The sequence below is a fragment of the Adlercreutzia sp. DFI.6.23 genome (genome assembly GCF_024462535.1).
In the GTDB taxonomy this organism is placed as follows: domain Bacteria; phylum Actinomycetota; class Coriobacteriia; order Coriobacteriales; family Eggerthellaceae; genus Adlercreutzia; species Adlercreutzia rubneri.
The window spans coordinates 29,792-52,123 of the sequence record NZ_JANGBP010000013.1; the positions used below are offsets into that span (position 1 = coordinate 29,792).

General features: G+C 60.8%; 22 protein-coding genes. 12 read left to right on the forward strand and 10 right to left on the reverse strand.

Annotation, left to right across the window (positions count from 1 at the left end):
- The first annotated feature begins 10 nt into the window (after positions 1-10).
- A complete protein-coding gene (gene recR / locus NE591_RS11165; RefSeq protein WP_114540171.1) occupies positions 11-607 on the forward strand; it encodes a recombination mediator RecR in 597 nt (198 codons plus the stop codon).
- An 80-nt stretch (positions 608-687) separates the two neighbouring features.
- Here the strand turns inward: recR and nrdD are convergent, their stop codons facing one another.
- Complete coding sequence (nrdD, locus tag NE591_RS11170; protein WP_022739078.1) at positions 688-1,005, reverse strand: anaerobic ribonucleoside-triphosphate reductase; 318 nt, start codon at positions 1,003-1,005, stop codon at positions 688-690.
- A 143-nt stretch (positions 1,006-1,148) separates the two neighbouring features.
- On the reverse strand, positions 1,149-2,105 hold the full coding sequence (locus NE591_RS11175) for a response regulator transcription factor (RefSeq protein WP_227070568.1): 957 nt from the start codon (positions 2,103-2,105) through the stop codon (positions 1,149-1,151).
- 377 nt (positions 2,106-2,482) lie between these two features.
- On the opposite strand from NE591_RS11175, the gene NE591_RS11180 reads away from it, so the two are divergent.
- A complete protein-coding gene (locus NE591_RS11180; protein ID WP_114540169.1) occupies positions 2,483-4,072 on the forward strand; it encodes a YfcC family protein in 1,590 nt (529 codons plus the stop codon).
- Between the two features lie 255 nt (positions 4,073-4,327).
- Here the strand turns inward: NE591_RS11180 and NE591_RS11185 are convergent, their stop codons facing one another.
- Positions 4,328-4,540, reverse strand: a complete 213-nt coding sequence (locus NE591_RS11185) for a hypothetical protein (RefSeq protein ID WP_114540168.1) — start codon at positions 4,538-4,540, stop codon at positions 4,328-4,330.
- A gap of 32 nt (positions 4,541-4,572) precedes the next feature.
- Positions 4,573-4,968: a hypothetical protein gene (locus NE591_RS11190; protein WP_114540167.1), complete on the reverse strand. Its 396-nt coding sequence runs from the start codon at positions 4,966-4,968 to the stop codon at positions 4,573-4,575.
- 279 nt (positions 4,969-5,247) lie between these two features.
- Between NE591_RS11190 and NE591_RS11195 the strand changes: the two genes are divergently transcribed.
- The 5 genes from NE591_RS11195 (at position 5,248) to NE591_RS11215 (ending at position 11,482) form a co-directional block, all read left to right on the forward strand.
- On the forward strand, positions 5,248-5,751 hold the full coding sequence (locus NE591_RS11195) for a helix-turn-helix transcriptional regulator (RefSeq protein ID WP_114540166.1): 504 nt from the start codon (positions 5,248-5,250) through the stop codon (positions 5,749-5,751).
- 254 nt (positions 5,752-6,005) lie between these two features.
- Positions 6,006-6,377: a type IIL restriction-modification enzyme MmeI gene (locus NE591_RS11200; protein ID WP_227070569.1), complete on the forward strand. Its 372-nt coding sequence runs from the start codon at positions 6,006-6,008 to the stop codon at positions 6,375-6,377.
- Between the two features lie 148 nt (positions 6,378-6,525).
- A complete protein-coding gene (locus NE591_RS11205) occupies positions 6,526-7,593 on the forward strand; it encodes a DNA-processing protein DprA (protein ID WP_114540164.1) in 1,068 nt (355 codons plus the stop codon).
- A gap of 8 nt (positions 7,594-7,601) precedes the next feature.
- Positions 7,602-11,291 (forward strand): DUF6273 domain-containing protein, encoded by a 3,690-nt coding sequence (locus NE591_RS11210; protein WP_227070570.1) that lies wholly within the window; start codon positions 7,602-7,604, stop codon positions 11,289-11,291.
- Positions 11,292-11,332: 41 nt separating this feature from the next.
- Positions 11,333-11,482 (forward strand): hypothetical protein, encoded by a 150-nt coding sequence (locus NE591_RS11215; RefSeq protein WP_157012722.1) that lies wholly within the window; start codon positions 11,333-11,335, stop codon positions 11,480-11,482.
- A gap of 115 nt (positions 11,483-11,597) precedes the next feature.
- Here the strand turns inward: NE591_RS11215 and NE591_RS11220 are convergent, their stop codons facing one another.
- From NE591_RS11220 to map, 4 genes are all read right to left on the reverse strand, one after another.
- Positions 11,598-12,053: a HEPN domain-containing protein gene (locus NE591_RS11220; RefSeq protein ID WP_114540162.1), complete on the reverse strand. Its 456-nt coding sequence runs from the start codon at positions 12,051-12,053 to the stop codon at positions 11,598-11,600.
- Positions 12,046-12,378 (reverse strand): nucleotidyltransferase domain-containing protein, encoded by a 333-nt coding sequence (locus NE591_RS11225; protein ID WP_114540161.1) that lies wholly within the window; start codon positions 12,376-12,378, stop codon positions 12,046-12,048. Before NE591_RS11225 ends, NE591_RS11220 begins: the two co-directional genes overlap by 8 nt.
- Positions 12,379-12,598: 220 nt before the next feature.
- Complete coding sequence (locus NE591_RS11230) at positions 12,599-13,279, reverse strand: hypothetical protein (protein ID WP_227070571.1); 681 nt, start codon at positions 13,277-13,279, stop codon at positions 12,599-12,601.
- Positions 13,280-13,430: 151 nt separating this feature from the next.
- Positions 13,431-14,315, reverse strand: coding sequence for a type I methionyl aminopeptidase (map, locus tag NE591_RS11235; RefSeq protein ID WP_227070572.1), 885 nt, complete (start codon positions 14,313-14,315; stop codon positions 13,431-13,433).
- A 41-nt stretch (positions 14,316-14,356) separates the two neighbouring features.
- On the opposite strand from map, the gene NE591_RS11240 reads away from it, so the two are divergent.
- The 5 genes from NE591_RS11240 to NE591_RS11260 all read left to right on the forward strand — a co-directional run bounded on the left by NE591_RS11240 (position 14,357) and on the right by NE591_RS11260 (position 20,301).
- Entirely contained in the window at positions 14,357-15,400 is a 1,044-nt protein-coding gene (locus NE591_RS11240) for a DMT family transporter (RefSeq protein WP_256156691.1), read from the forward strand.
- Positions 15,401-15,514: 114 nt separating this feature from the next.
- The gene (locus NE591_RS11245; RefSeq protein WP_114548955.1) at positions 15,515-16,345 is read left to right on the forward strand and encodes a creatininase; all 831 of its coding nucleotides are present in this window, start codon (positions 15,515-15,517) and stop codon (positions 16,343-16,345) included.
- A complete protein-coding gene (locus NE591_RS11250) occupies positions 16,335-17,657 on the forward strand; it encodes an MFS transporter (protein ID WP_157012718.1) in 1,323 nt (440 codons plus the stop codon). The genes NE591_RS11245 and NE591_RS11250 overlap by 11 nt, the downstream gene beginning before the upstream one ends.
- 235 nt (positions 17,658-17,892) lie before the next feature.
- On the forward strand, positions 17,893-19,281 hold the full coding sequence (locus NE591_RS16310) for an MFS transporter (protein ID WP_227070574.1): 1,389 nt from the start codon (positions 17,893-17,895) through the stop codon (positions 19,279-19,281).
- Positions 19,282-19,479: 198 nt separating this feature from the next.
- A complete protein-coding gene (locus NE591_RS11260; protein WP_227070575.1) occupies positions 19,480-20,301 on the forward strand; it encodes a DUF4013 domain-containing protein in 822 nt (273 codons plus the stop codon).
- Between the two features lie 4 nt (positions 20,302-20,305).
- Here the strand turns inward: NE591_RS11260 and NE591_RS11265 are convergent, their stop codons facing one another.
- Both NE591_RS11265 and NE591_RS11270 read right to left on the reverse strand, forming a co-directional pair.
- Positions 20,306-21,079: a DnaJ domain-containing protein gene (locus NE591_RS11265; RefSeq protein ID WP_227070576.1), complete on the reverse strand. Its 774-nt coding sequence runs from the start codon at positions 21,077-21,079 to the stop codon at positions 20,306-20,308.
- Positions 21,080-21,088: 9 nt separating this feature from the next.
- Positions 21,089-22,303, reverse strand: coding sequence for a putative ABC transporter permease (locus NE591_RS11270; protein WP_114540151.1), 1,215 nt, complete (start codon positions 22,301-22,303; stop codon positions 21,089-21,091).
- Positions 22,304-22,332: the final 29 nt, after the last annotated feature.

Here is a 22,332-nt window from a genome sequence, read left to right on the forward strand (position 1 = left end):
GGCGACATTCGTGCAAGCGGCACCTTCCATTCAAAAGCTCCTCGACGAGCTGGAGCGTCTGCCCGGCGTGGGACCGAAGTCGGCCCAGCGCATGGCCTACTGGATCCTGAACACCGACGCCGCCGAGGCGCTGCGTCTGGCCGATGCTATCCGTGAGGTGAAGGCGGGCGTGCACTTCTGCGCTCGCTGCTTCAACTACGCCGAGGGCGATTTGTGCGAGATCTGCGTCAGCTCCAAGCGCGACGGCGCGGTCATCTGCGTGGTGAGCGAGCCTCGCGACATTCCGCCCATCGAGCGCACGGCCGTGTTCAACGGCGTCTACCATGTGCTCGGCGGCGTGCTGGCACCCATGGAGGGCGTTGGCCCCGGCGACTTGCGCATCGCCGAGCTGATGGCGCGTCTTGGTCGCGAGGACGTGACCGAGGTGGTGCTCGCCATGAACCCCAACATTGAAGGAGAGACCACGGCCGCCTACCTCGCGCGGCTCATCAAGCCCTTGGGCGTGAAGGTGACGCGCCCGGCTAGCGGGCTTCCCGTCGGCGGCGACTTGGAATTCGCCGACGAGGTCACCTTGGGCCGCGCCCTGGAAGGGCGATTGCCGCTGTAGGCTTTCAGGCTGCGAAAAAAGAAGGGCCGTTGCGAAAAGCATCTCGCAACGGCCCTTCTTTATGGGTTGAAAAAGCCAGGTTACTTGCAGCAGGCGGGAACCTCGTGTTTGACGCGGTCGTGCTCCTCGGCGCGCTTGGCGTCGTTGAAGCGGTCGAGCGTGCCCACCAGGTAGCCGGTGATGCGGCGGATGCGGTCGAACTTCACCGGCGCGAGCCCGTAGTGGATGCCCACGTCCTCGCCATCGACATCCAGCGTCAGCGACTCCAGCTGACCATGGGGGTACTTGTCGTAGGCGCGCTTGATGTAGGCCTTGATCTCGTCGTCGGATACGGGGGCATCGCTGGCTTGGGCGTAGTTCACGGCCACCTTCACGCCGTCGATCATCTTGTTCTCCATGATGGGCTCCTTGTCGTTTGCGGTTCGGTTAATGCCTCGCTGGTTCACTATATCTAGTTAGCGAAACGGAATTCTAACACAATATGTGGCCCTTTGGGGTCATGTTCTCGAGATGTAGCAAAAACCTCGCGAAAGACCTTTGCTCAGCGCTCCCAGAAGTCGGCGGCCAGCTCGGCGCGGTTGGCGTGGCCGGTCTTCTTCAGGATGTTGTGCATATGCACCTTCACGGTGCCGGCGGAAAGCGTCAGTGTGCTTGCAATGTTCTGGTTGTCCTTCCCCATGAGCGCGTGGCGCAATACCTCCTCCTCGCGTTTGGAGAGGTCGTAGGTGCGGCTATACAAAGGCAGCAGACGATCGATGGACTCCGCGAGCAAAGGATCGTCGCCTTCGGGCAGCTCGCGGGCTCGCAGCTGCAGGGACACCGACGCGCCCCGCAGAACCGCTAGGCCGTAGCAGATGAACAGGAGGTTCTCCATGGGGCTGCGCTCGGCGAGGACCCACATGCCGCGGGGAATGCTGCCGGGGTCGAAGATCAGCTGGACGTACACGTTCTCCAGAATGATGCCGCAGGTAAGACCGATGGCCCAGAAGAACGCGGTGCGGTGGCTCTTCATGATGGAGCGCCGCTCGGGGTCGGGGGAGTGCGTGCACCACCAGGCGAGCAGGCCGTAGCAGACCAGCTGCAGCACAGCGCGCAGGTTGTAATAGACGAACTCCCTCCATTGCGGGTTCTCGATGAACTGATAGGCGGCCAACGACAGCGCGGCCCACAGTGCCACGGGCGCAAAGCGAACGACGGGGCGTTCTTCCCGGCAGTAGCGGCAGGCGGCCAGCCACAGAAAGAGGAACGCACCGCCGCCGGTGATGATGGAGGTGTAAGGGTGTCCCACATCGTAGAACGAGGCGGCTTCGAACACGGCATCGGGGGTGATGAAATTGTCTTTAAAGACGAGGGAGACATCGAAGAAGTAGAACGTGAATCCGAACGTGGCGTACAGGAACGTGCGACGGTGCGACACGTAAAAGGCCGACAGGCTCGTGGCCGCCACGATGGTGTAGAAGAACATGATGAGAAGCGTGTAGTAGAACAGCAGGGTCATTGGTGCTCCTCGAAAGCAGATGCGGCGGCAGGACTCGCTCGGCGTGGTTTGCCAGCTTGGCGGTAGTGTAGCGAATCGCGGCGGGGGCCGTCGAGCCGCTATGGCGCTTTGTTGACGGATCGGCAACGGCGATGTTCCCACCTGCGGTTTAGTCCGTGTATAGATGGAGGTCTTCGCAATATCTCCAAGTTATACCCGCTGCGCTTGAGGAACATCCCCGGCTTATGCCTTGGCTGCGCGCAGCCCGTGCCCCTACACTCGGATCATCACATCCTCCCATGGCTCGCGGTCGAAAGCAGTGGCTCCGATGGCGATTCCGATGGCGGCCCATGGGAAGGCATCACGGCGTTTCGCCCCGATTCAGACAGGAGATCATCATGGCCGAGACAACCATGGAAGCCGTTCCCATCCCGACCGAAGAGCCCAAGAGGGAGAAAAAGAAGCGCAAGTTCTCTTTTCCCTCGGCGTTCACGATTCTGTTTATCGTGACCATCATTGCCGTCATTTGCACGTGGTTCGTGCCGGCCGGCCAGTACTCGAAGCTGCTCTACGATTCCGAGAGCGGCAAATTGGAGATGACGACACCGACCGGCGAGGTGTCCCAGCTTGATGCGACCCAGCAAACGCTCGATGAGCTGGGCGTGAAAATCGACATCGATCAATTCACGAGCGGCGCCATCACCAAGGCGGTGTCTATTCCCGGCACCTATGAAGGGCTCGATCCGCATCCGGTGTCGCTTGCCGACATTCCCTACTCCATGGTCTGGGGCGTGATCGACGGCATCGACGTCATGGTGTTCATCCTGTGCCTGGGCGGTCTTATCGGCGTCGTGAAAGTGACCGGCGCCTTCGAAAGCGGGCTTTCCGCCCTCACGAAGAAGACCAAGGGTCGCGAGTTTCTGCTCGTGTTCGGCGTGTCGGTGTTCATGATCTTCGGCGGCACCATGTGCGGCCTGGAGGAGGAGGCCGTGGCCTTCTACCCGATTCTCGCGCCGATCTTCATCGCGCTGGGCTACGACTCCATTGTGGTCGTGGGCGCGATCTTCATGGCCGGCTCCATCGGCACCACGTTCTCTACGGTGAACCCCTTCTCGGCCGTTATTGCCTCAAATGCTGCCGGCACGGTGTTCACCGAGGGCATCGCCGTGCGTGCCTTCGCTTTGGTCGTGGGCGCCATTGTGTTTCTGCTGTACTTGCATTGGTATGCCAAGAAGGTGAAGGCCGATCCGAAATTCAGCTACTCCTACGAGGATCGTGAGAAGTTCAATGCCCAGTGGGAGCTGGACGAAAGCGGCGCAGCGGCCCGGGAGTTCAGCCTGCGCAAGAAGATCGTGCTCGTCATCTTCGTGGCCGCCTTCATCATCATGATTGTGGGCGTCATGAACCTCGGTTGGTGGTTCCCGCAGATGGCCGCAGAATTCGTGACGCTGTCCATCCTGGTTATGTTCATCGGCGGCACGGGCAAGGACGGCGTGGGGGAGGCGAAAATGGTGGACGCTTTCGGTGCCGGCGCCTCCAGCCTGGTGCCCGTGGCCCTCATCATCGGCCTGGCCCGCGGCGTGAACCATGTGCTCACCGAGGGCATGATCAGCGACACCATGCTGAATGCGGCCTCCAACCTGGTGGCCGGCATGAGCGGCCCTCTGTTCGTGGTGTGCCTGCTGCTCATCTTCTTCGTGCTGGGCTTCGTGGTGCCTTCTTCCAGCGGCTTGGCGGTGCTGGCGATGCCTATCTTCGCGCCTTTGGCCGACACCGTGGGCATTCCCCGCTGGATCATTGTGGCGGCCTACCAGTTCGGCCAGTACGCCATGCTCTACATCGCGCCGACCGGCCTAGTGATGGCAACGCTGCAGATGCTGGACATGAAGATGTCCCACTGGTTCAGGTTCGTCTGGCCCATGATGGTGTTCACCTTGGTGTTCGGCGCCATCCTTTTGAGCATCTGCTCCGTGGTGTTCGCGGTGTAGCGACTTTTCCCGATAGGTCGGGCGGCCTTGCCGGCGCCGCCTAGGCCCTTCCCGACAGAGGGCGACCTTTTCGCGAGGGCCGCCCTCTGGTTGTTGCGCAGGAGGGGGCGTGCCACGGAGGCTCTGCGCCGGTAGCTACCAAGGCCTAGAATTCGGCTTGGGGGACAGATTCGCGCAGGATCGATCCTGCTGCAAAAAGCGCTGCCCTCGTAAAGGAGCGAGGGCAGCAATCGCGAAGGGCCGATCGGGCGGGAGCTAGGCTTCAACCACTTCGATTTTTATTTCTTCGTCGTAGTCGGGCTCGGGGTTGTCTCCTGGGTTGGACATATGCAGGATCTCTTGCCCCTGGAAGTAGCAGCTCTTGAGGTAGCATCCGTATTCGTAGGCGTCTTCCTCGGTATCGTAGAGGTCGTCTTCCTCGTGCACCTCGCCGTCTTCGGAGATGAGTCTGACCTTGTACTGTGCCATGTTATAGCCTTTCTCTTTGAGCAATTATTTTCTTAAGCCACGGCCAGTGCCTGGCTCGCGGTCTCTTCTTCAGGGAGCGAATCGAGCATGCCGACGAGCTTGAAGCGGAGGGATTTGGCCACGTGGTAGCCTTCGATTTTCTGCTTGATGGTCTCCTTCGTCTCGCCCTGCTTGTACAGCTGCTTGACCACGTTGGACAGGATTGCGTCGAAGCCGAACTCGGATATTCCTCGCACTAAAAGCAACGCGACGCCCAAAGTGGCCACGCCCCCGATCATACCGCCGGGCCCCAGGGAGCCCAAAGCTGTGGTGATCGCAGCTGCACCGGTGAGCCCGGATCCCCCCAGGGCCGTCAGGAGCATTAAGCCGGGCACTCCGAGTGAGGCTACGGTCTCGACGATCTTGTCTAGGGGTACTGTCTTTTTCATTTCTACCTCTCTTTCCGGCGTCGCGTCCGACGGCGCCATTTCTGGATCTGCGTCGGGGGCCGTTCGAGCCTGCGGAGATGGCGCGAAGTGTAAACTACTCGAAAGGAGGTATCAGCCCAAATGAAAGGAGATGGATTGCCTTCTCCGAGGATCGCGGTCTCCCGACGGACTAAATAATATGACGGAGAGGGTCATGAAGCGAGGAGCGGAAACAGCCCATTTTGGGCTCCAATGGATAGCTTTTCTATCCATTATGGGGCATATATAAGGTGGTAGCGAATGGAAAACATCGATTTGGCGAGGGAGATGAGAGCGCGGCTGTATCGGGAATGCCGCGAACGCGGGCAGTTCAGCAGCAGGGACAAGGCGGCGTCGGCCTTCTCTGTGGAGAACGTCAAGATCAGCGCGTCGTCTCTTAAAGATTTCGAGACGGGGAAGAGGACGCCGTCGCCTAATTTGGTGCTTGATATGGCAAGGGTGTACCAGACCCCCGAGCTCAAGTGGCTGCACTGCTCGACGGTCTGCCCGATCGGACTGGAGATCTACAAGAAGGGTGCCGGGCTGGGAACCGAGGACATCTACCGAACTTATTTCGAGCTGGCGGGGGCCTTCGACCGCATCAACGATGTCGAGACGTCACTGCACGAGATCATAGCCGATGACGCCTTCACTCCCGACGAGGAGGAGAAGATGGACGAGATACTGGGAGTTCTCGATAAGATCACCGAGAGCACCGATAGACTCCGAGTGTGGATTGAGAAGAGTCGGAAGGGCGCTCGCTGATAGGCAAATCGTGTCTAATTTGTGACCTCCGATTACCTTTGGGCCGCCAGCAATGAGCTGAACCCCGCTATCGGGGTTCAGCTCAGCTACGGCAGGGCCTTTTTTCATGTTGGCGGATGCTGTACGGGACACTTACAGCCCTGATCAAGCGTTAATCTGTGTCTTATGCAGATAGCAGAAATGCAAGGCAAGGTGATGCATCTATAATAGCTTCTTGGTGGTTTATACCCTCGATCAAAGATTGAAGTTGAAATATGACACGATCAGAGAAGGTAAAGGCTGCGCGGCAGTTTGCCGAAGCGTGGAAGGGCAGAGGCTACGAGAAGGGCGATGCCCAGGTTTTCTGGACGGAGCTTCTGCGCGATCTCATAGGCATGGAGCACGTCTCGTTTAATGCAAAATTCGAGTACTGGACCGTTGATGGCGGTTTCATAGACTACCTCATATCGGATGCGGCGGTGTTCGTTGAGCAGAAGGGCTTGAGCATAGACCTCAGCAGGCCCGAGGAGCCCGGAGGGAGGATGGTCGCGCCGTTCGAGCAGGCGCTTGCCTATGCGGAGAGTTTCGGGCGCAACAAGCAACCGCGCTTCATCGTTATGTGCAATTTCGGAACTTTCTGTGTGTGACCGCAATGCGCATTCCAGGAAAAAGCCGGGTGATAAGAACAAGATGCTTGTGGTAATGCAATGGCAACTCGACTCGGGTATGATACCGAGGGAACGATACTGCCTTTGAGCCTGCGAGCGATTGAGGGAGAGAACGAGAGATACAGAGATGGTTGGACTAGAGCCAGGTGATAGGTGCGTTAATACTTTCATTCTGACGCTTATGGAGCTGCCCGGGGTTGGAGCCCGGACGGTTCAGAAGATCCTCGAGGATAAGCGGTTGATAGTTGAATCGACGGAAGTTCTCGATGGGGAGTTCGCATTGGCCCTGAACGTTGGGGCAGTCAACAAGGCCCTGGCTTACGATCCTATCGATTCGCCGGATGCCAACGCGGAGCGTGCTGACGCCATTTGGATGGAGGCCGAGGGCGTGGCCGATATGATCGTCGAACGCGCGAATGACTGCGGTGCGAGCATCCTGAACCCCTATATGAGCGCATATCCGCGCCGCTTGCTTCTCAACAAGAGGTACCCGCCGATCCTGTTCTGTAGAGGCGATGCCGCCGTGCTCAACGCGGAGAAGGCTGTAGCCATAATCGGCACGCGGGAGCCCACGGATTTCGGGAAGAGAATGGGGACGAGGCTCGCGGAGGTTCTTGCAGCCGACGAGTACGTGATCGTGAGTGGGCTTGCTTTGGGCTGCGACACCGTTGGACACGAGGGCGCGCTTCTGGCCGAGGGGAAGACGATTGCTGTGCTGCCCACGCCGATCGACGCGCCCGTGTACCCCTCGCAGAACCAGGGTCTGGCAGACCGTATCGTGGGAGGTGGTGGCGCGTTGGTTTCGGAGTACGCGCCCGGCGCCATGTTGCACGACAAGCAGCTCGTGAGTAACCTAGTCGCGCGCGATGAGTGGCAGCCCGGACTCTCGGATGGTGTCATCGCTATCGAGACGAGCGTCGCGGGGGGCACCAACCACGCTATGAAGCACGCCCAGGGTACGAACACCCCCATCGCCGTTTTCGACTACAGCAGCCGCATGGGCGAGGACTTTTACGCCGACGAGCGCTTCGGCGGGAATGTAAAATACCTCAAGGACGGTGCGTTTCCCATATTCGAGGCCTCCACCATTGAAGACTTCAAGATCGCCATGGAGTCCTACCGTCAAAGGAATTTCAGAGGAGCCAGCGGTGGCACGGCGCTTGGCAGGGACAGCCAGCTGAATCTGTTCGGTTAGGGTGATCGATGATGGTCGGGGATTCCTGCGACAACCTGCTCGCCAACTATCGGATCTTTTTCGAGGGCATGCCCGATCCGGTGTTCTATAAGTACTTCTATCCCACTGGCGATAATACTGGCGTGCTCTGGGATCTTTACCACTATGTGAGGGGACTGAAGAAGGATAAGGATAGCGACGCCGAATGTTACTACAAGTACAGCGAGATGCCCGCGGGGCCCAATGGAGGGAACCTCAGCTATTACGAGAAGGATCTCCGACAAATGCTGAGGGCTGTTTGGAAAGACACGGGCGGCAAGGCAGTCAAGGGCGCCGTTGCCACGATACCCTCAAGTGACGTACTCAAGATCAACAGAGTGACCGAGATGGTACGCGACGTGCTGAGCAGCTCCGGCGGCGCCTATGTCGACCTGACGCGAATCATCCGGCGTGGGAAGAGCCGCGGAGCCTTCCATTTGGAGGGAGGAAAGCGCAGTGTGGCCGAGAACAAATCGACCCTTTTGATATCTAATCCGGGAATTCTCGCCAGGCTTGATTTGGTCGTCGTCGTTGACGACGTCCTGACCACGGGCAGTTCTTTCAGGGCGATGGGCGAGTTCCTGAGGGAAAACGGGTTCCGGGGGAGGATCGTCAATTTCGCCTATGCTCGGGCTTTTACGGGCGAGGTCGTGAAAGCATACTTGAGGTACGATCGCGGAATCGAGTACGAGTTCTTTCCCGACGCACGGCAGCTGCGGGAGCCGTTTCCCGAGAAGGGCGGGTCGCAGGATCCAGATGGCCCGATCGGCGCGATCGTCTACGACTTAGACCAAGCGCTCATCGACAGCGGCATAAGGGATCTGCGCTACGAGGAGAACATGGCCCATGCGGTTATGCCCTACAAGGTCTACGAGGGCGTTAGGGAGCTCACCTCGCTTCCCATTCCGACTGCCCTTCTGAGCAATCGGTCGAAATGGCAGATGGACAAGTTGCTTTCTCCTTCCGAAGCGGTCGACAATATTAAATTCCCGGAGCACCGCGGGCTCATTCCCTTCCCGGTGTTCACCTATCCACAAGATGAGGATGAGGGGGGCTTTCGCAGAAACTACTACAAGCCCTGCCGTCGTGGCGTTTGCGAAGTGGTGGACTATCTCAAGAAATACTACGACGTTGGAGGCTGTCGCATAGTGGGTCTGGGGAATACCTGTGAGGACATGATCGCGTACAAGTCTGCCGGCATCGACGGCGCTCTTGCGCTCTGGGGCGTCCCCGACTACCTCAAGGGGCACGCGCGCAAACATTGGGGTGCGGACTGGGTCTTCGAGAGAGTCGAGGATTTCGCGGCATGGTGTAAAAGCCGCATGAACTTCTACCAGCGCGGAATCGAATGCATGGACACAGACGCTGATCTCGCTAAGAAGCTTTTTGATAAGGCCATTCGGGTGGGAGATAATGTCGGTTCAGCGGCGAGTTGTCTGGGATATTTGATTTCCAAAGAAGATCCCAAGACAGCGATTGAGCTCTATAGAAAGGCCATCGATGCCGGCGAAGTAAAAATGGCCGCCAACAATCTCGCCCTTCTCATCGAAGAAGATTATCCCGAAGAGGCCGAGTCGTTGTATATGAAGGCGATCGAGGCGGGAAGCAATAAGCTAGCACCGAGAAACCTCGCGCTGCTTATCCGAATGAGCGATCCCAAGCGCGCCGTGAGTCTTTTCAGGCAGGCCGCCCTCAATGGCAATAGTCAATATCTCGAAAAAGACCTTCGGCCGCTGATTCGATCGGGTGTGGAATGCGCCGTGCGGTTGTACGAAGCGCTCTTGGTCTCTGCAGATGGAAAGAAAGCCGCAGAGCTGGCCCAGTTGGTCGAGGAATGGGACACCGAGAAGGCCGAGACGCTGTATGCCACCGCGATGTCCTCTGGAGACAACTATGATGCTCCCAGGTGTTTAGGACGACTGCTAAGGGAGAGCCAGCCGCAAAGGGCGCTCGACCTCTTCGCGGTGGCGGCGAGACACGGCAACACTGAGGGGATGTTTGAGGACGTCAAGCCGATGATCAAGAACGGCGTTCTGGAGGCCTTGGAATTCTTCGAGCGTTCAGTGATCACGCAGGACGGGAGAGGAGCGGCCGATCTGGCGCAATTCCTCGAGAAAGAGGATCCGGGCAAGGCGCGCGGGCTTTACGCAGCCGCGGTCGAAGCCGGTGCCGGAGGATTGACTTGCACGAAGTTAGCCGATTTGCTGCGCGACGAGGACCCTGCGAGGGCCCTGGAGTTGTACGAGCGCGCGATTAAGGAGGGGGACGAGTTTAGCGCGCCGATTTGTTGCGCGAAGATGATTATGGACCGCGATCCCGATCGCACCCTCGATTTGCTGCAGCTTGCGGGTAAAGCTGGCAATTACACGGAATTGTCGGATGTCCTCATGCCGCTCATTGCTGACGGCAGCGAGCGGGCGATGCAGCTTTATGAAAAATATGTCATAGCTACGGACGAGCTTGATGGGGATTCTCGTATTCAAGATTTGGCCACTTACCTTCACGATAAGAATCCGCATAAAGCGGTCGAGCTCTATAAACGGTTGTTCCACACCGACCTCAAGGGTGAAGCAATGTACAGTTATGGCATTTTGATACAAAAAGAAAGCCCCGGAAAGGCCAAGGAAGCATTCAGAATGGCGATAGCGGCGGGCAACGAGCAGTATGCAACCTGCGCCCTCGCGCGGCTTATTGAGGACGAGAACCCGGCAATGGCGATCGAGCTGTTTGAGAGATCGCTAGCCGTGAAGTACGACAGCGATGTCGTCAACGAGCTCGGGATCGTGAGGGCGAGTAAGGATCTTGACCTGGCTAAGGACACCTTCGTCGAGGCGATGGAGGCCGGGGACAAGCTGTGCGCCCCGTGCAATTTGGCCCATCTTCTCATTCCCGACGATCCCAACAGGGCAGCGGATCTGTATCTATCTATACTGGAACAAAACGAGCCGGAGGTTGCCCTCGGCCTCTCCTTTTTGGTGCGGGAGAGCGACCCGGCGCTGGCGGCCAACCTGTTGAACAGAGCCATCGTGAATCGAGAAGACAGAGAGCCGCTGCGCTTCTTCCTCACGTTCCTTGCCTTGGCCGACAAGGAAACAGCTCTGAATGCTTGCAAGTACTTTGCCAACCAAGGCTTCAGCGCAGCGCCCGGCATCGCGTCCGAGATCATGTTTGGGAGCGCGTACGACCCCGCTAAGGGCACCGTGTCCCTGAAAAAGGGCACTTGCGAAGACGATGCAGCATGCGAATGGATCGTATTGCGACAGGACGGAGGGAGGGTGCTCCTTCTCGCGCGCGACGTCGTGTCGCACATGCCGTTCGTCCAAGGGGTTGACACTCTGGACTGGTTCAGCTCCGAGGTCAGGCGATGGCTCAACGGGGAATTCCTGGCCGACTCGCTCGACTGGGACGTGGCCGAGTTATTGGTGGCTGGCGACGAGACGGACGATCTCGTCTTCTGCCTGTCCGCGGAGGAGGTCAAGAGGTACATGGACGAGGGGCACCTCCTGGCGGCTCGGGCCTGCAATGACGCGACCGGATTGCGCGCAGCGCGATGGTGGCTCAGGCCGTCAGGCGGCGAGAGCACGTTAAGCGTACCGTGCGTCGATGAGGATGGCGTCATCGGGTGGTGCATGTCGTTTGCCTCCGCTGGCGTGCGACCGGCGATATGGCTTGCTTTCTGATGAGTCGTTGTGCCTATTCGGCACTGAGGAAAACGTCCTCGGTGCCGAGCGTAGCGCAAGACTGGCTCGTGGCCTTCGAGGAGCAGTTCGATAGGCTGTTTCGCGCAGGTGAGGTCGTCGTAGTAGCTGGCCCGGAGATCGTAGAGCAGCGGCGACAGGGACGCCGTGCTCAGGGCTACGGGATGGCCTAGGGTCTGGGGCGCTATGACGTGGAGGCCCCCATGCTCGGCGCAGGTCTCGCCGATCCACAAGGCTGCCTTCCGAGTGCCGAAGGGGGCGGTGAATCTTCGCCGTGCGACGGGAGGCCTACTCGTCCGAGTCGTCTCTCGGTTTCTCTTCGTGCAGGTAATGTACTTCGACCTTGATTTCTACGGAGTCGTATCCGTTTTCAGCGAGCGATTTTGCGATGGTGTTGCAATCGGCGATGGCCTGAAGGGCCTCGCCGCGGTCGATATCCGGCATCTGGGAATAACGTGCTGCAACCGCATGCATGCTGATATTAATGGCAGCGTCGATAACAGGGGGCTCGACGCTCAGCCAGCCAGAATCGATGGCTTTCGACAGAAGCTCGTCGACGCTATGGGTCTTGCTGGGAACGATTCCATTCTGGATGAATACGTTCTTCACCATCTTTTCTGCTGCTTGCTGCGAATGGAAGGCGATGGCCTCGGTGTAGGGATCGATTTCCTTCGCCAGATTCTCGACAACGAGCACATCGCGGTGGGCGGCGTACATGAAGCCGGTGTATTCCGTATCAGCCATAAATCTTCACCCCTTCACGAGCGACGATGTATTCGGGTGTCGAGAGGTCGTGCGAGCGTTGCACAAAGGTGTCGGCGCTTGAGCAGAGCACGTCCTTGGGACGCTTCATCCAGAGAAGCGCCTTGCGAACCAAAGCGCCGTAGGCCAGGGGTCTCTTAGCGGCGTCTTTTGTGACGACGTAAAGGTCGACGTCGCTATCGGGTGTTTGCTCGCCGCGGGCGTAGGAGCCGAACACATAGATGGCGTCGGTGGGCACGGTGCTTACGATGCTGCCCACAATATCGTCGAGATGATCGATGGGAAGTTGTTTCGCATTGGGGTTCACGGTGCCTCCTTCCGATGGCTAGGTATGCGGCGTCGCCTGATGGGCGTGATTTGCCTGGCTCCGTCTGATTATACCTTCAACGAAAAGTCCCCAGGCATGACAAAGGGCCCTGTCCCCTCCAAAAACAGAGCCCTCATCGTTCGAAGCTTGTGGACTTCGGCGTAAATCGGTGATTATTATAGCAACCCTCACAGAAAATGCAAAACGTCACCGAAAACTGTTACTTTTGCTCGCGCTTCTTGGCCTTCATGTACTTGGCGCCGAAGGCGCAGATGTCGGTGGCGCCGAAGCCGATGAGTAGCATCGAGAAGCCGGCCTTCAGCACTTGAGCCGAGGTGGCGCCGGCGCTTGCGAAGCCGGCGGAGCCGTTCATCTGGTAGGTGTCGAACAGGGAGCCGACGTCGTCGGGCGTGTAGTAGGCGAGCATGCACAGGCCGAAGACGATAATGACGGTGCCGACGATCATGCCGCAAATGCGGAAGGCCTGCTCGGGATCGATGGTCTTGTGCGTCTTCTGGACGGCGGCCGCGGTGGCGGCTACCGCTGCGTGAGGCGAGGCGGTGGGGGCGGTGCCGGGTGCCGCGGCCGCAGTGGGAGCCTGGGGTGCCGCTGCTACCTGCTGGGGCGCGCCGTAGGTCGCTTGGTAGGCGGCTTGATGGGTCGCGACCGGTTTCTGCGGCATAACGGGAGGCTCGTTGGTGACGGCGGGTTCGTCGGGGTTCAGCTCCTGGGATTGCAGTACCTCGCCGAGCATCTCGCTCGCATCGCCCGCAGCGGCGGTCTCAACGTCGCCAGGGGTGCGAGCGGGCTCGCCGTAGGCGAGAGATTCCCGCTCGAGCTCGCGGCCTTCGGGGCCGTAGCCGGCGGTGACGCCAGGGGTTTGGTTGGTGTTCTCGGTCATGGGAAAGCTCCTCTCAGAGAAGGGGTTCTTGATTGAACGCAAACCAGCATAGAAGCGGCCCGCCCCGAAATCGGAGCGGGCCGCTAAGCGTATGGCGACCGTAAAGTTGCCGCCACCGTTTCGGAAACGGTGGCTGGCGAGTCGATTCCTTCTACCAGCTGAGCAGCTCGTAGCCGTCTTCGGTGATGACGAGTTGGACTTCCCACTGGGCCGTGAGCGAGCGATCGGCGGTGCGAACCGTCCAGCCGTTGGGGTCGGTCATGTCGATCTCCTGGGCGCCGGCGTTGATCATGGGCTCGATGGTGAAGCAGAGCCCCGGCACGAGAATGGGGCCGGTGCCCGCCTCCGTGACGAAGCTCACGAAAGGATCCTCGTGGAACTCCAGGCCGATGCCGTGGCCGCCGAACTCGCGCACGACCGTGTAGCCGTGCTCCCGGGCGTAAGCGTTCACGGCGGCGCCGATATCTCCCAGATGCCCCCACGGCTTGATGGCGTCCAGCCCCACCTGCACGGCCTCCTTCGTGACGCGCACGAGATCGGCCGCCTCCGGCGACACCTCGCCGATGCAGAACATGCGGGACGAATCGGAGAAGAAGCCGTCTTTAATAGTGGAGCAGTCGATGTTGACGATGTCGCCCTCGCGCAGCACCTCGTCTGGAGAGGGGATGCCGTGGCAGACCACCTCGTTGACCGAGGTGCACACTGACTTCGGGAAGCCCTCATAATCGAGCGGCGCGGGAATGGCGCCGTGCTCCACGGTGTAGTCGTGCACCCACTGGTCAATCTGCTCAGTGGTAATGCCCGGCGTGATGCGCTCGGCCACGTAGTCCAGCACGCCCACGTTCACCTCGGCGCTGCGCTTGATGCCCTCGATCTCGGCCGGGGTCTTCAGCAAATCGCGCGGCGGCACTTCCTCGCCGGTCTCGGCGAGCTCTTCCAGGCGCTCGTCGAAATCGAGGTGGCATTTCTTGTACTTCTTGCCGCTGCCGCACCAGCACTCGTCGTTGCGTCCAGGACTTTGAAGGCCGTCATACATGGGGGCTCGCTCCTTTATCGTGTGCGCCTGCGGGCGCCTTGATGTTCGCGTTCCCATGGTACTACAAGTTCGCCAAAGCGAACCTGCTGGTTTGCCTCGGCGGGTTCATTGCGAGACGGGATGAAGGGCTTGCGCGACTCTATCGATCGGTTGCGGGTATCTCCAGGGCGCGGTACTGCCTGTCCACCCAGTACACGACGTTGGCGAACGCGTCGTTCCTCATTTACACCGGCCCCATTTACTCGACGATCCTTGCGGCGATCTTCCTCAAGGAAAAGATTGATTGGCGTGGCATTCTTTGCATCATCGCCGTGGTAGTCGGCATGCTGTTCATCGTGGGCATCGTCACTCCCGAGGGCCTGACGCTCGATCTCGATCCCACCTATACCTTCGGCAACGCCATTGCCTTCGCATCGGGTGTCGCCTACGGCCTCTATTTGTTCTTCTCGCGCTATCGCGAGGATTGCGACTCGAACGTGCGCTCCTGGTGGAACTTCCTGTTCGCATCGCTGGCCATTCTCGTGCTGCTTCTGTGGCACAACTTCTGCCTGCAGCCGCTGTCCTATACCGAGAAAGTGAATGGCGTAACGCAGGTCGACGCCGCTGGCCAGATCATCACGCACCCCTGGAACCTGTTCACCATGCCGCTCGATTCCTGGCTGTGGCTGATTGCCGCCGCTCTCATCACCGGCTTCGGCGCGTTCTATCTGCTCACCCATGCCACCAAGCGCCTGAAGGCCGGCGAGCTGGCTGCCATCTCCTATCAAGAGACCATCATGGCGTCGCTTCTGGGCCTGTGCCTGTTCGGCGAGACCCTGACCGCCTTCCAGCTTATTGGCGGCGCGCTCATCGTTATCGGCGGCGTGAGCCAGATCGTCTTCACCACCAGTGCGGCGAACAAAGAAGTCGACGATGCCGCTGTTGATGGCGAAGTGGCCCTGGCGGCCCAAGTGGGAGCCGGCGGTGCGGGCTTCATCGATGCGAACCCGGATGGAATGGATCCGAAGCTGGCTGCTATGGCCGACGGCGCCCAGAAAGCTGCCGACGCTTACGATCGGGACCATCCCGACGCCGACGACCGCTAAGTCCCCTGCTTTCGCGGAGGGTCTGGCTGGGGAAGTGAGAGTCCGGCCCTCCGCTTACGCACTTGCCAAATGGGTCTTTTTGGGAGGGAAGGCCCCTGCTTTCAAGGAGTGACTATGAAAAACTCTGTATTCATGGAAGAGATGGACGCCTTTACCTACCGCGAGAAGCTCGCGAAGGATGCCGTCGTCTTCATCCCCGTTGGTGCGCTCGAACAGCATGGCAGCCATATGGCCATGTGCGTGGACGCCGCTCTTACCAAGGCCATGGCCGGCGCGACCGCTGAGGCGCTCACGGCCGATACGGACGGCGCGCTCGAGGGTATCGTGTGCTCGGCCATCAATTTCGGCTATCGTTCCCAGCAGCGCAGCGGCGGCGGGTTCCACCTGTCGGGCACGACTTCGCTGTCGGGTACTACGATCATCTCTTTGGCCCGCGATATCTGCTATAGCCTCATCGAGGACGGCGCTCGCAAGATCGTGTTCATGAACGGCCATTACGAGAACTACCAGTTTATCTTCGAAGGCGCCGAGCTGGCTCTCGAGAAGGCGTCGGCCGAGGGCATCAAGAACGTGAAAATCCAGCTTTTGTCCTACTGGGATTTCGTTGACGATGCCACCATCCAGGAGTTGTACCCCGATGGTTTCACGGGTTGGGATTTGGAACATGCTGGCGTGATGGAGACGTCCCTCATGCTCTTGTTCTATCCCGATTTGGTGGACATGGACCGCATCGATCCCGCGCTGTACACGGGGTTGCCCGCCGAGCTTCCCAATTACGATGTGCTGCCCATTGTGGCCGACTACACGCCCCCTTCGGGCTGCCTGTCGCATCCTGGTGCCTCTACGCGCGAAAAGGGCATCATCCTGCGTGACGTTGCCGTGGCCAATATGGTCATCGCCATCGAGGATGAATTCAGCGGAGCAGGTGATTTCCATGAGGACTAACGATGCCGCGGCTGAGGTCGCCCCTGTTGCTCACGAGCCCCACAGCGATTTGAAGCGCGTTGCCGCCTCGTCGTTTCTGGGAAACTTCATCGAGTGGTTCGATTATGCCACCTACACGTACTTCGCCATTACGATTGGCCAGGTCTTCTTTCCCGGCTCCGAGGTGAACTCCACTTTGATGGCCTTCGCCATCTTCGCCCTGGCCTTTATCTTCCGCCCGCTCGGCGCCATGTTCTGGGGAAGCATGGGCGACAAAAAAGGTCGCAAACAGTCGCTGGCCATCTCGGTTCTGCTGATGTCCGGTGCCGCTTTCCTCATCGGCTGTCTGCCGTCCTACCAGGCCATTGGCCTGGCCTCTCCCATCCTGTTGCTCGTGCTGCGCAGCGTGCAAGGGTTTTCAGTGGCTGGCGAGTACTCGGGTGCCGCCGTGTTTCTGGCCGAGTACGCCCCGCCTGAGAAGCGCGGCCGCTATTGCTCGCTCGTCCCCGCATCGACGGCCACGGGCCTGCTGGCGGGCTCCACGATGGCCCTTGTGCTGAAAATGGTTCTGCCCGAGGCCGCCATTATTGAGTGGGGCTGGCGCATTCCGTTTCTTCTGGCTGGCCCACTCGGCTTCATCGCCCACTACATCCGCACCAAGCTGGAAGACTCTCCGGCTTTCGTGAAGATGGAAGAGGGGAACAAGGAGGCGGAGCATCCGACGCACTTGGTGTTCAAGAAGTACCGCAAGCGCCTGCTGTCCTCCGTTGCCGCTACTATGGTGAATGCGGTGGGATTTTACCTGGTGCTCACCTATCTGCCGACGTACCTGACGAGCTACACCTCAATGGAGGCGTCCCAGGCGCAGCTGGCCACCGACATCGCGCTCATTGCATATCTGCTCATCATCTTCGGCTCGGGCACGCTGTCCGATAAAGTGGGGCGTCGGCGTATGCTGCTCACCGCATGCGTCGCCTTCATCGTGCTTTCCATTCCCTGCTTCCTCATGCTGGGGACGGCGTCGCTGCCCATCGTTATTGTCGCCGAGCTGATCATGTGCGTGACGCTGTCGCTCAACGACGCGAACATCGCTTGCTATCAGGCGGAGATGTTCCCCACGGAAGTGCGCTACACCGGTGCGGCTTTGGGTTCGAACATTGCCTACGTGGTGTTCGGCGGCACGGCGTCGTTTGTGGCCACGGCGCTCATCGACGCCACAGGCAACGGGCTCATGCCAGCTTTTTATATGATGGCCATCAGCGCGGTGGCCGGCGTTATCTTGTTCTTCACAGCCCACGATTATAATGGCATACCCCTGGACGAGATTCGGTAGCTGGTTGGTTGACGCTGGCTCGTGCCCCTTCTTTCGGGCCAGCTCCCTCTGAGGTGCCAGCTACCGCCTCGTTCCGGCGGATCGGCCGCTTGCCCGGCGGCCGCCTTTCGAAGGCCCCGCAGCCTGCCCTGGCTGCGGGGTCTTCCGTCACCTGCGGCGACGTGCTACCCTACAGAGCGGTAGACGTTAAGCCGGGTATGGGCCCGGCATCATGAGCAGGAGCGGAGGTGGAAACGTGGCGAAGGTGAGCCCGGGAGTCTACAAGAAAGTGCTGCGCGTGCGCGAGGCCTACCCCTTCGACATCGCCTGTTTGCTCATGCGCTTTTTCGGCAGCATGCTGAACATCGGCGTGGTCACGATGATCACGCTGTCGGGTTACTCTTTTCTCACGGCAGGGCTGTCCTCCTCGCTCATTGCGTTGTCCATCTTCGTGGTGACGCCTCGGGTGTCGAAGCGCATCGACGAGCGCGGCCAGTCGGCCGTGGTGCCCAAGGCCGCGGCCGTGTCGCTTCTGGGCCTTGTTGTTCTGATTGCGAACGTGGCGCTGCACGGGCCGGTATGGCCCCTGTTCGTAGGAGCGCTGCTGGTGGGGTTCTTCCCAAGCCCCCAGGCCATGGCCCGCGCCCGGTGGACCTACCTCATCCGTTCCGGCCGCTTGGGCGAGACCGCGCCCGATCTGCGCACCATGTTCTCCTACGAGAGCGTGCTCGACGACATGGCGTTCATCTTCAGCCCGTCCATCTCTATCGCGCTCGCTGCCGCCATCGCGCCGGTGGCGGGCATGGTGTGCGGCGGCGTCGCCTTTGCCGTCGGGGTCGTGCTTCTGTGCTCGGCGAAGGGCACCGAGCCGTATCCCGGCTGGTCGCAGGGTGAGGCCGCGGGGAGCGCCGCCGATGTCGTCGGCGCTGCCGATGCTGCCGAAGCCGTCGGCGACGCGGCGGGAGAGGGCGCGGCCGCATCGAAGGGCGCGTTGGCCGAGGGCGCCTCCGCCGTTGCCTCGGCGGCGTCCGCGCCCGCGAAGAGCCTGCTCGCCACCTCCTCGGCGGTGCGCGTGCTGTTCGTGATCTACGCCTTCGCCGGGTCGTTCCTCGGCCTGTTCGACACGGCCACGGTGTCGCTTTCCGAGGACTTGAACAGCCCCGATTTCGCCGGTGCGGTCCTTATGGCCTCGGGGGCGGTGTCCATGACGGCGGGCTTTCTGTTCGGCATGGTGCGTCTGCGGGCGCCTCTGCCCAAGCAGCTCGTGGTGGCCGCCTGCGCCGTCGGCCTGTCCTTCGGCACCATGTTCCTTATCGATTCGGCGCCCACGCTGATGGCGGTGGCGCTGCTGGGCGCGTGCACCTACGCGCCCCTGCTCATCGTGGCCAACGGCGTTTGCGAGCGCGCCGTGCCCGACGCGCGCCTCACCGAGGCCATCACGTGGCTCAATGCCGGCTATACCTGCGGGGCCGCCTTCGGGCCCACCGTGGCCGGCGCCCTCATTGACACCTTCGGCACCATGGCCTCCTTCAAGGTGGGCACGCTTCTGTGCCTGGGCATGCCGCTTACGGCCATTCTCTGCTATCGCGTAGTGAAGGCGAGCATCCTTCCCGCCTACACGGTGGTGGAAGAGCGCGAGATGTAGGCGGTCGCTCTCTTGGGGCCCTTCAAGCTTACTTAACCCTTGCGGAATTAGATGACAATTTTCCCACTGATCCGGTGTCAAAAGGGGAATGATGGCACAATAGCCCCAACGTCATTTGAGTCGGAGCGCCTCTGGTTTGCGCGGCGTCTCGCGTACCGCAAGGTGCAGGCATTTCGACTCCGGAAAGAGGAGGTTCCCATGGATCCGATGAACTACACGCCCCCGGTGCAACCTGCGCCCGCGCCTTCGCCCGCCTACACCACCAGCTGCCTGAAGGCCGCCTGGGAAGACGTGAAGGCGACGCCGAACTACATAAGCCGGCTGTTGGTGCTCGGCCTCATCATGTGCGTGCCGATTCTGAACTTCGTCGTGGCCGGCTACCTTCTGTTCTGGTCCCGCGAGGTGCCCTTCGGCGGCCGCAGCCTCTTGCCCCAGAAAATCGTGACGGGCAAGAACTTCGAGTATGGCTTTTACGCCTTCGTGCTGACGCTGGTGGTGGGCCTGGTTGGCGGCATCATCGGCGGTATCTTCGGCTGGATTCCCTTCATCGGCTGGGTCGTCTCCATCGCCGTTTCCCTGGCCACCTATGTGGCCGGCATCATCATGCAGATGCGCATGATCATGGGGCAGAGCCTGGGCGATGGCTTCAATGTGAAGGACATCTGGGAGAAGGCGCGCCGCAACTGGGGCCAGCTGTTCGCGGTGACGCTCATCCCCATGGCCATCGTCATCGGCATCTCGCTCGTGCTGAGCATCGTGGTGTTCTCGATCATGTTCCTCTGCATCATGGGCGCGGCTCCGACCATCGCCGCCATAGGCGGTGCGGCCGATCCCTCCTTCGCGCAGATCATGTCGCTTATCGCCGCTTTGGCCGGCCCGATGATTTTCTGCACGCTCATCCTGTACGTGGTGCTGTCGGTGGCGGAAGCCTTCGCCGAGGCCGTGGCCATCCGCGGCGTGGCCCACTGGGTCGCCCGCTACGCCCCCGAGTGGACGACGCTTTCCGCTCCGCGCTACTAATAAACTACAGGCAGAACAAAAACGGTTGGCAGAGGGCTGGGCCGCACATGAGACAGCAGCACAGCGAGCTCGGATCCACGCAGCCGCCGAAGCCGCGGCTCTCGCTCTCCTGCTGGTAGGTGCGGGCGCGGGCGCCGATGACGGCCTCGGCCTGGCGGTAGTCGCCGTTGGTGGGGTCGGCCTTGCGGGCGGTGCGGATCTGGTCCACGGCGGCCACGGTGTTGCCGGCGCCGTAGTTGGCCAGCGCCGCCAAATAGTGCCAGCGGGCCGTGCGCTCCTTGATGGGCAGGGCCGCGAGCACCGTGAGGGCCGCTTTGTAGTTGCCGCCGTCGATGAACAGCACCGCCTGGCGCAGCTCGGCCGAATCGGTGGCCGACACCTCCGGCCGCGGCACCGAGGAGGCCTGGTTCCAGGTGTTGAACAAGTCCTCCCAGTTGATTTCCACCCACTGGTACTGGTACCCGCCGCCGGGCGCACCCCCACCGTAGGGATTGGCGGGGCCGGAACCGCCGAAGGGGTTGCCGCCCGGCGTGCCGTAGCCAGTGTAGGTGGGGTTATAGGGCGACCGGTAGCGCCGAGCGTCCTCGCGAGCGTACTTCTCCGGGTTCGTGATGCGGTCGTAGGCCTCGTTGATCTTCTTCAGGCGCTCCTCGGCCTCGGGGTCGTCCGGGTTCAAATCCGGGTGATTCTCCCGCGCCTTCTTGCGATAGGCCTTCTTTATCTCGTCGGACGTGGCCGTGCGGGGAACGCCGAGGATGTCGTACGGGTCTTCAGTCACGAAAATCTCCTAGGATGAGCGATGGGCGGCATCGGGGTGGATGCTCATCGATTCGAAGCGGTTTTCCATCCACTGGTTATCGAACTGCTCGGCGCAGAACTGCTCGAGCGCGTTGTCGGGCGCCGCACCTGCCAAGCGCGAGTACCAGCAGTCGAGGGCCACGAGCGTCATGGCGCCGTCGAAGATCATGAGCGCCGCGCACAGCGCCGTGATGGAGTAGCGCCAGCGCCACGGGATGAGGTTCACCGTGTGCAGAAGCGCCGGCAGAGCGAGCTTCACCCACACCACGCCGAGGACGCCCCACATGCACATGAACATGAAGTTGGTGCGGCCATTGATGTTGAGGAACGTGCCAGTGTAGTCCCAGGCGATGGCGCCGAAGGCGTATTCCATGAACCAGCTGACGAAGTACTCGAAGGCGCCCCCGATGACGGCGCTGACGAGGAACACCACGGGGATGGGCGCGTTGTGGAAGCGGTTGAGCGCCAACGTCATGAGCACGGCGCCGAAGCCGTAAATGGGGGAGAAGGGCCCCCACAAAAGGCCGGCGCGGTCCTCGTAGTGGCCGAAGTCGACCACGAGCACGTGGTAGATGGACTCGATGACCACTCCGGCCACCGAGGCGATGACGAAGATCCAGAACAGGTTGAAGAAGTCCAGTTCGATGTAGCCGCGGCCGGTCTTGTCCAGGCCGAGGGTGCCGTCCTCGGCCTCTTCGCGGGTCTGCATGAGGCGCAGTCGCCGCTGCAGCTCGCGCTCGTCGGACAGCGACGGGTCCACCCAGACGTGGGCCGCGATGAGGATGAGGGCGCAGGCTCCGAGGAACCACAGGCCCGGGTTCACGCCGAACAGCAGCAGATCGGCGGAGAAGGCGACGACGAGCCCTATGGCCACGGCCTCGGCGATGAGGCGGGCGCGCCGGCGGTTGCCGCGCAGAAGGCGGAAGCCGAGAACGCCGGAGGCCAGGGCGCAGAAGCAGGCGGACAGCGCGAGCGTGACGTACAGGATGATGGTGAGCAGCGAGTCGTCGGTGTAGGTTTTCTCGACGAAGACGGTTCCCATTTGGGCGAGCGTGTGGATTACTTCGGGCACGACGGCCACGCCCCCGGCCATGAGCAGGGCGCCGAACACGCGAAGCGCCAGGGGAGTGCGCTCGCTCTTGCTGCCGTCTCCGATGCCGGGCGAGGGCTGCAAGGGGGTTTGTTGAAGAACCGTCGGATCCATGGGCCTATGGTATCATGACCCCCATCTTC

Excerpts from the sequence above, each read along its gene's own strand:
- nrdD (WP_022739078.1), bottom strand. The coding sequence starts at position 1,005 with ATGGAGAACAAGATGATCGACGGCGTGAAGGTGGCCGTGAACTACGCC.
- NE591_RS11175 (WP_227070568.1), bottom strand. The coding sequence starts at position 2,105 with ATGACCCTGCTGTTCTACTACACGCTTCTCATCATGTTCTTCTACACC.
- NE591_RS11180 (WP_114540169.1), top strand. The coding sequence starts at position 2,483 with ATGGCCGAGACAACCATGGAAGCCGTTCCCATCCCGACCGAAGAGCCC.
- NE591_RS11185 (WP_114540168.1), bottom strand. The coding sequence starts at position 4,540 with ATGGCACAGTACAAGGTCAGACTCATCTCCGAAGACGGCGAGGTGCAC.
- NE591_RS11190 (WP_114540167.1), bottom strand. The coding sequence starts at position 4,968 with ATGAAAAAGACAGTACCCCTAGACAAGATCGTCGAGACCGTAGCCTCA.
- NE591_RS11195 (WP_114540166.1), top strand. The coding sequence starts at position 5,248 with ATGGAAAACATCGATTTGGCGAGGGAGATGAGAGCGCGGCTGTATCGG.
- NE591_RS11200 (WP_227070569.1), top strand. The coding sequence starts at position 6,006 with ATGACACGATCAGAGAAGGTAAAGGCTGCGCGGCAGTTTGCCGAAGCG.
- NE591_RS11205 (WP_114540164.1), top strand. The coding sequence starts at position 6,526 with ATGGTTGGACTAGAGCCAGGTGATAGGTGCGTTAATACTTTCATTCTG.
- NE591_RS11210 (WP_227070570.1), top strand. The coding sequence starts at position 7,602 with ATGATGGTCGGGGATTCCTGCGACAACCTGCTCGCCAACTATCGGATC.
- NE591_RS11220 (WP_114540162.1), bottom strand. The coding sequence starts at position 12,053 with ATGGCTGATACGGAATACACCGGCTTCATGTACGCCGCCCACCGCGAT.
- NE591_RS11230 (WP_227070571.1), bottom strand. The coding sequence starts at position 13,279 with ATGACCGAGAACACCAACCAAACCCCTGGCGTCACCGCCGGCTACGGC.
- map (WP_227070572.1), bottom strand. The coding sequence starts at position 14,315 with ATGTATGACGGCCTTCAAAGTCCTGGACGCAACGACGAGTGCTGGTGC.
- NE591_RS11240 (WP_256156691.1), top strand. The coding sequence starts at position 14,357 with ATGTTCGCGTTCCCATGGTACTACAAGTTCGCCAAAGCGAACCTGCTG.
- NE591_RS11245 (WP_114548955.1), top strand. The coding sequence starts at position 15,515 with ATGAAAAACTCTGTATTCATGGAAGAGATGGACGCCTTTACCTACCGC.
- NE591_RS11250 (WP_157012718.1), top strand. The coding sequence starts at position 16,335 with ATGAGGACTAACGATGCCGCGGCTGAGGTCGCCCCTGTTGCTCACGAG.
- NE591_RS11260 (WP_227070575.1), top strand. The coding sequence starts at position 19,480 with ATGGATCCGATGAACTACACGCCCCCGGTGCAACCTGCGCCCGCGCCT.
- NE591_RS11270 (WP_114540151.1), bottom strand. The coding sequence starts at position 22,303 with ATGGATCCGACGGTTCTTCAACAAACCCCCTTGCAGCCCTCGCCCGGC.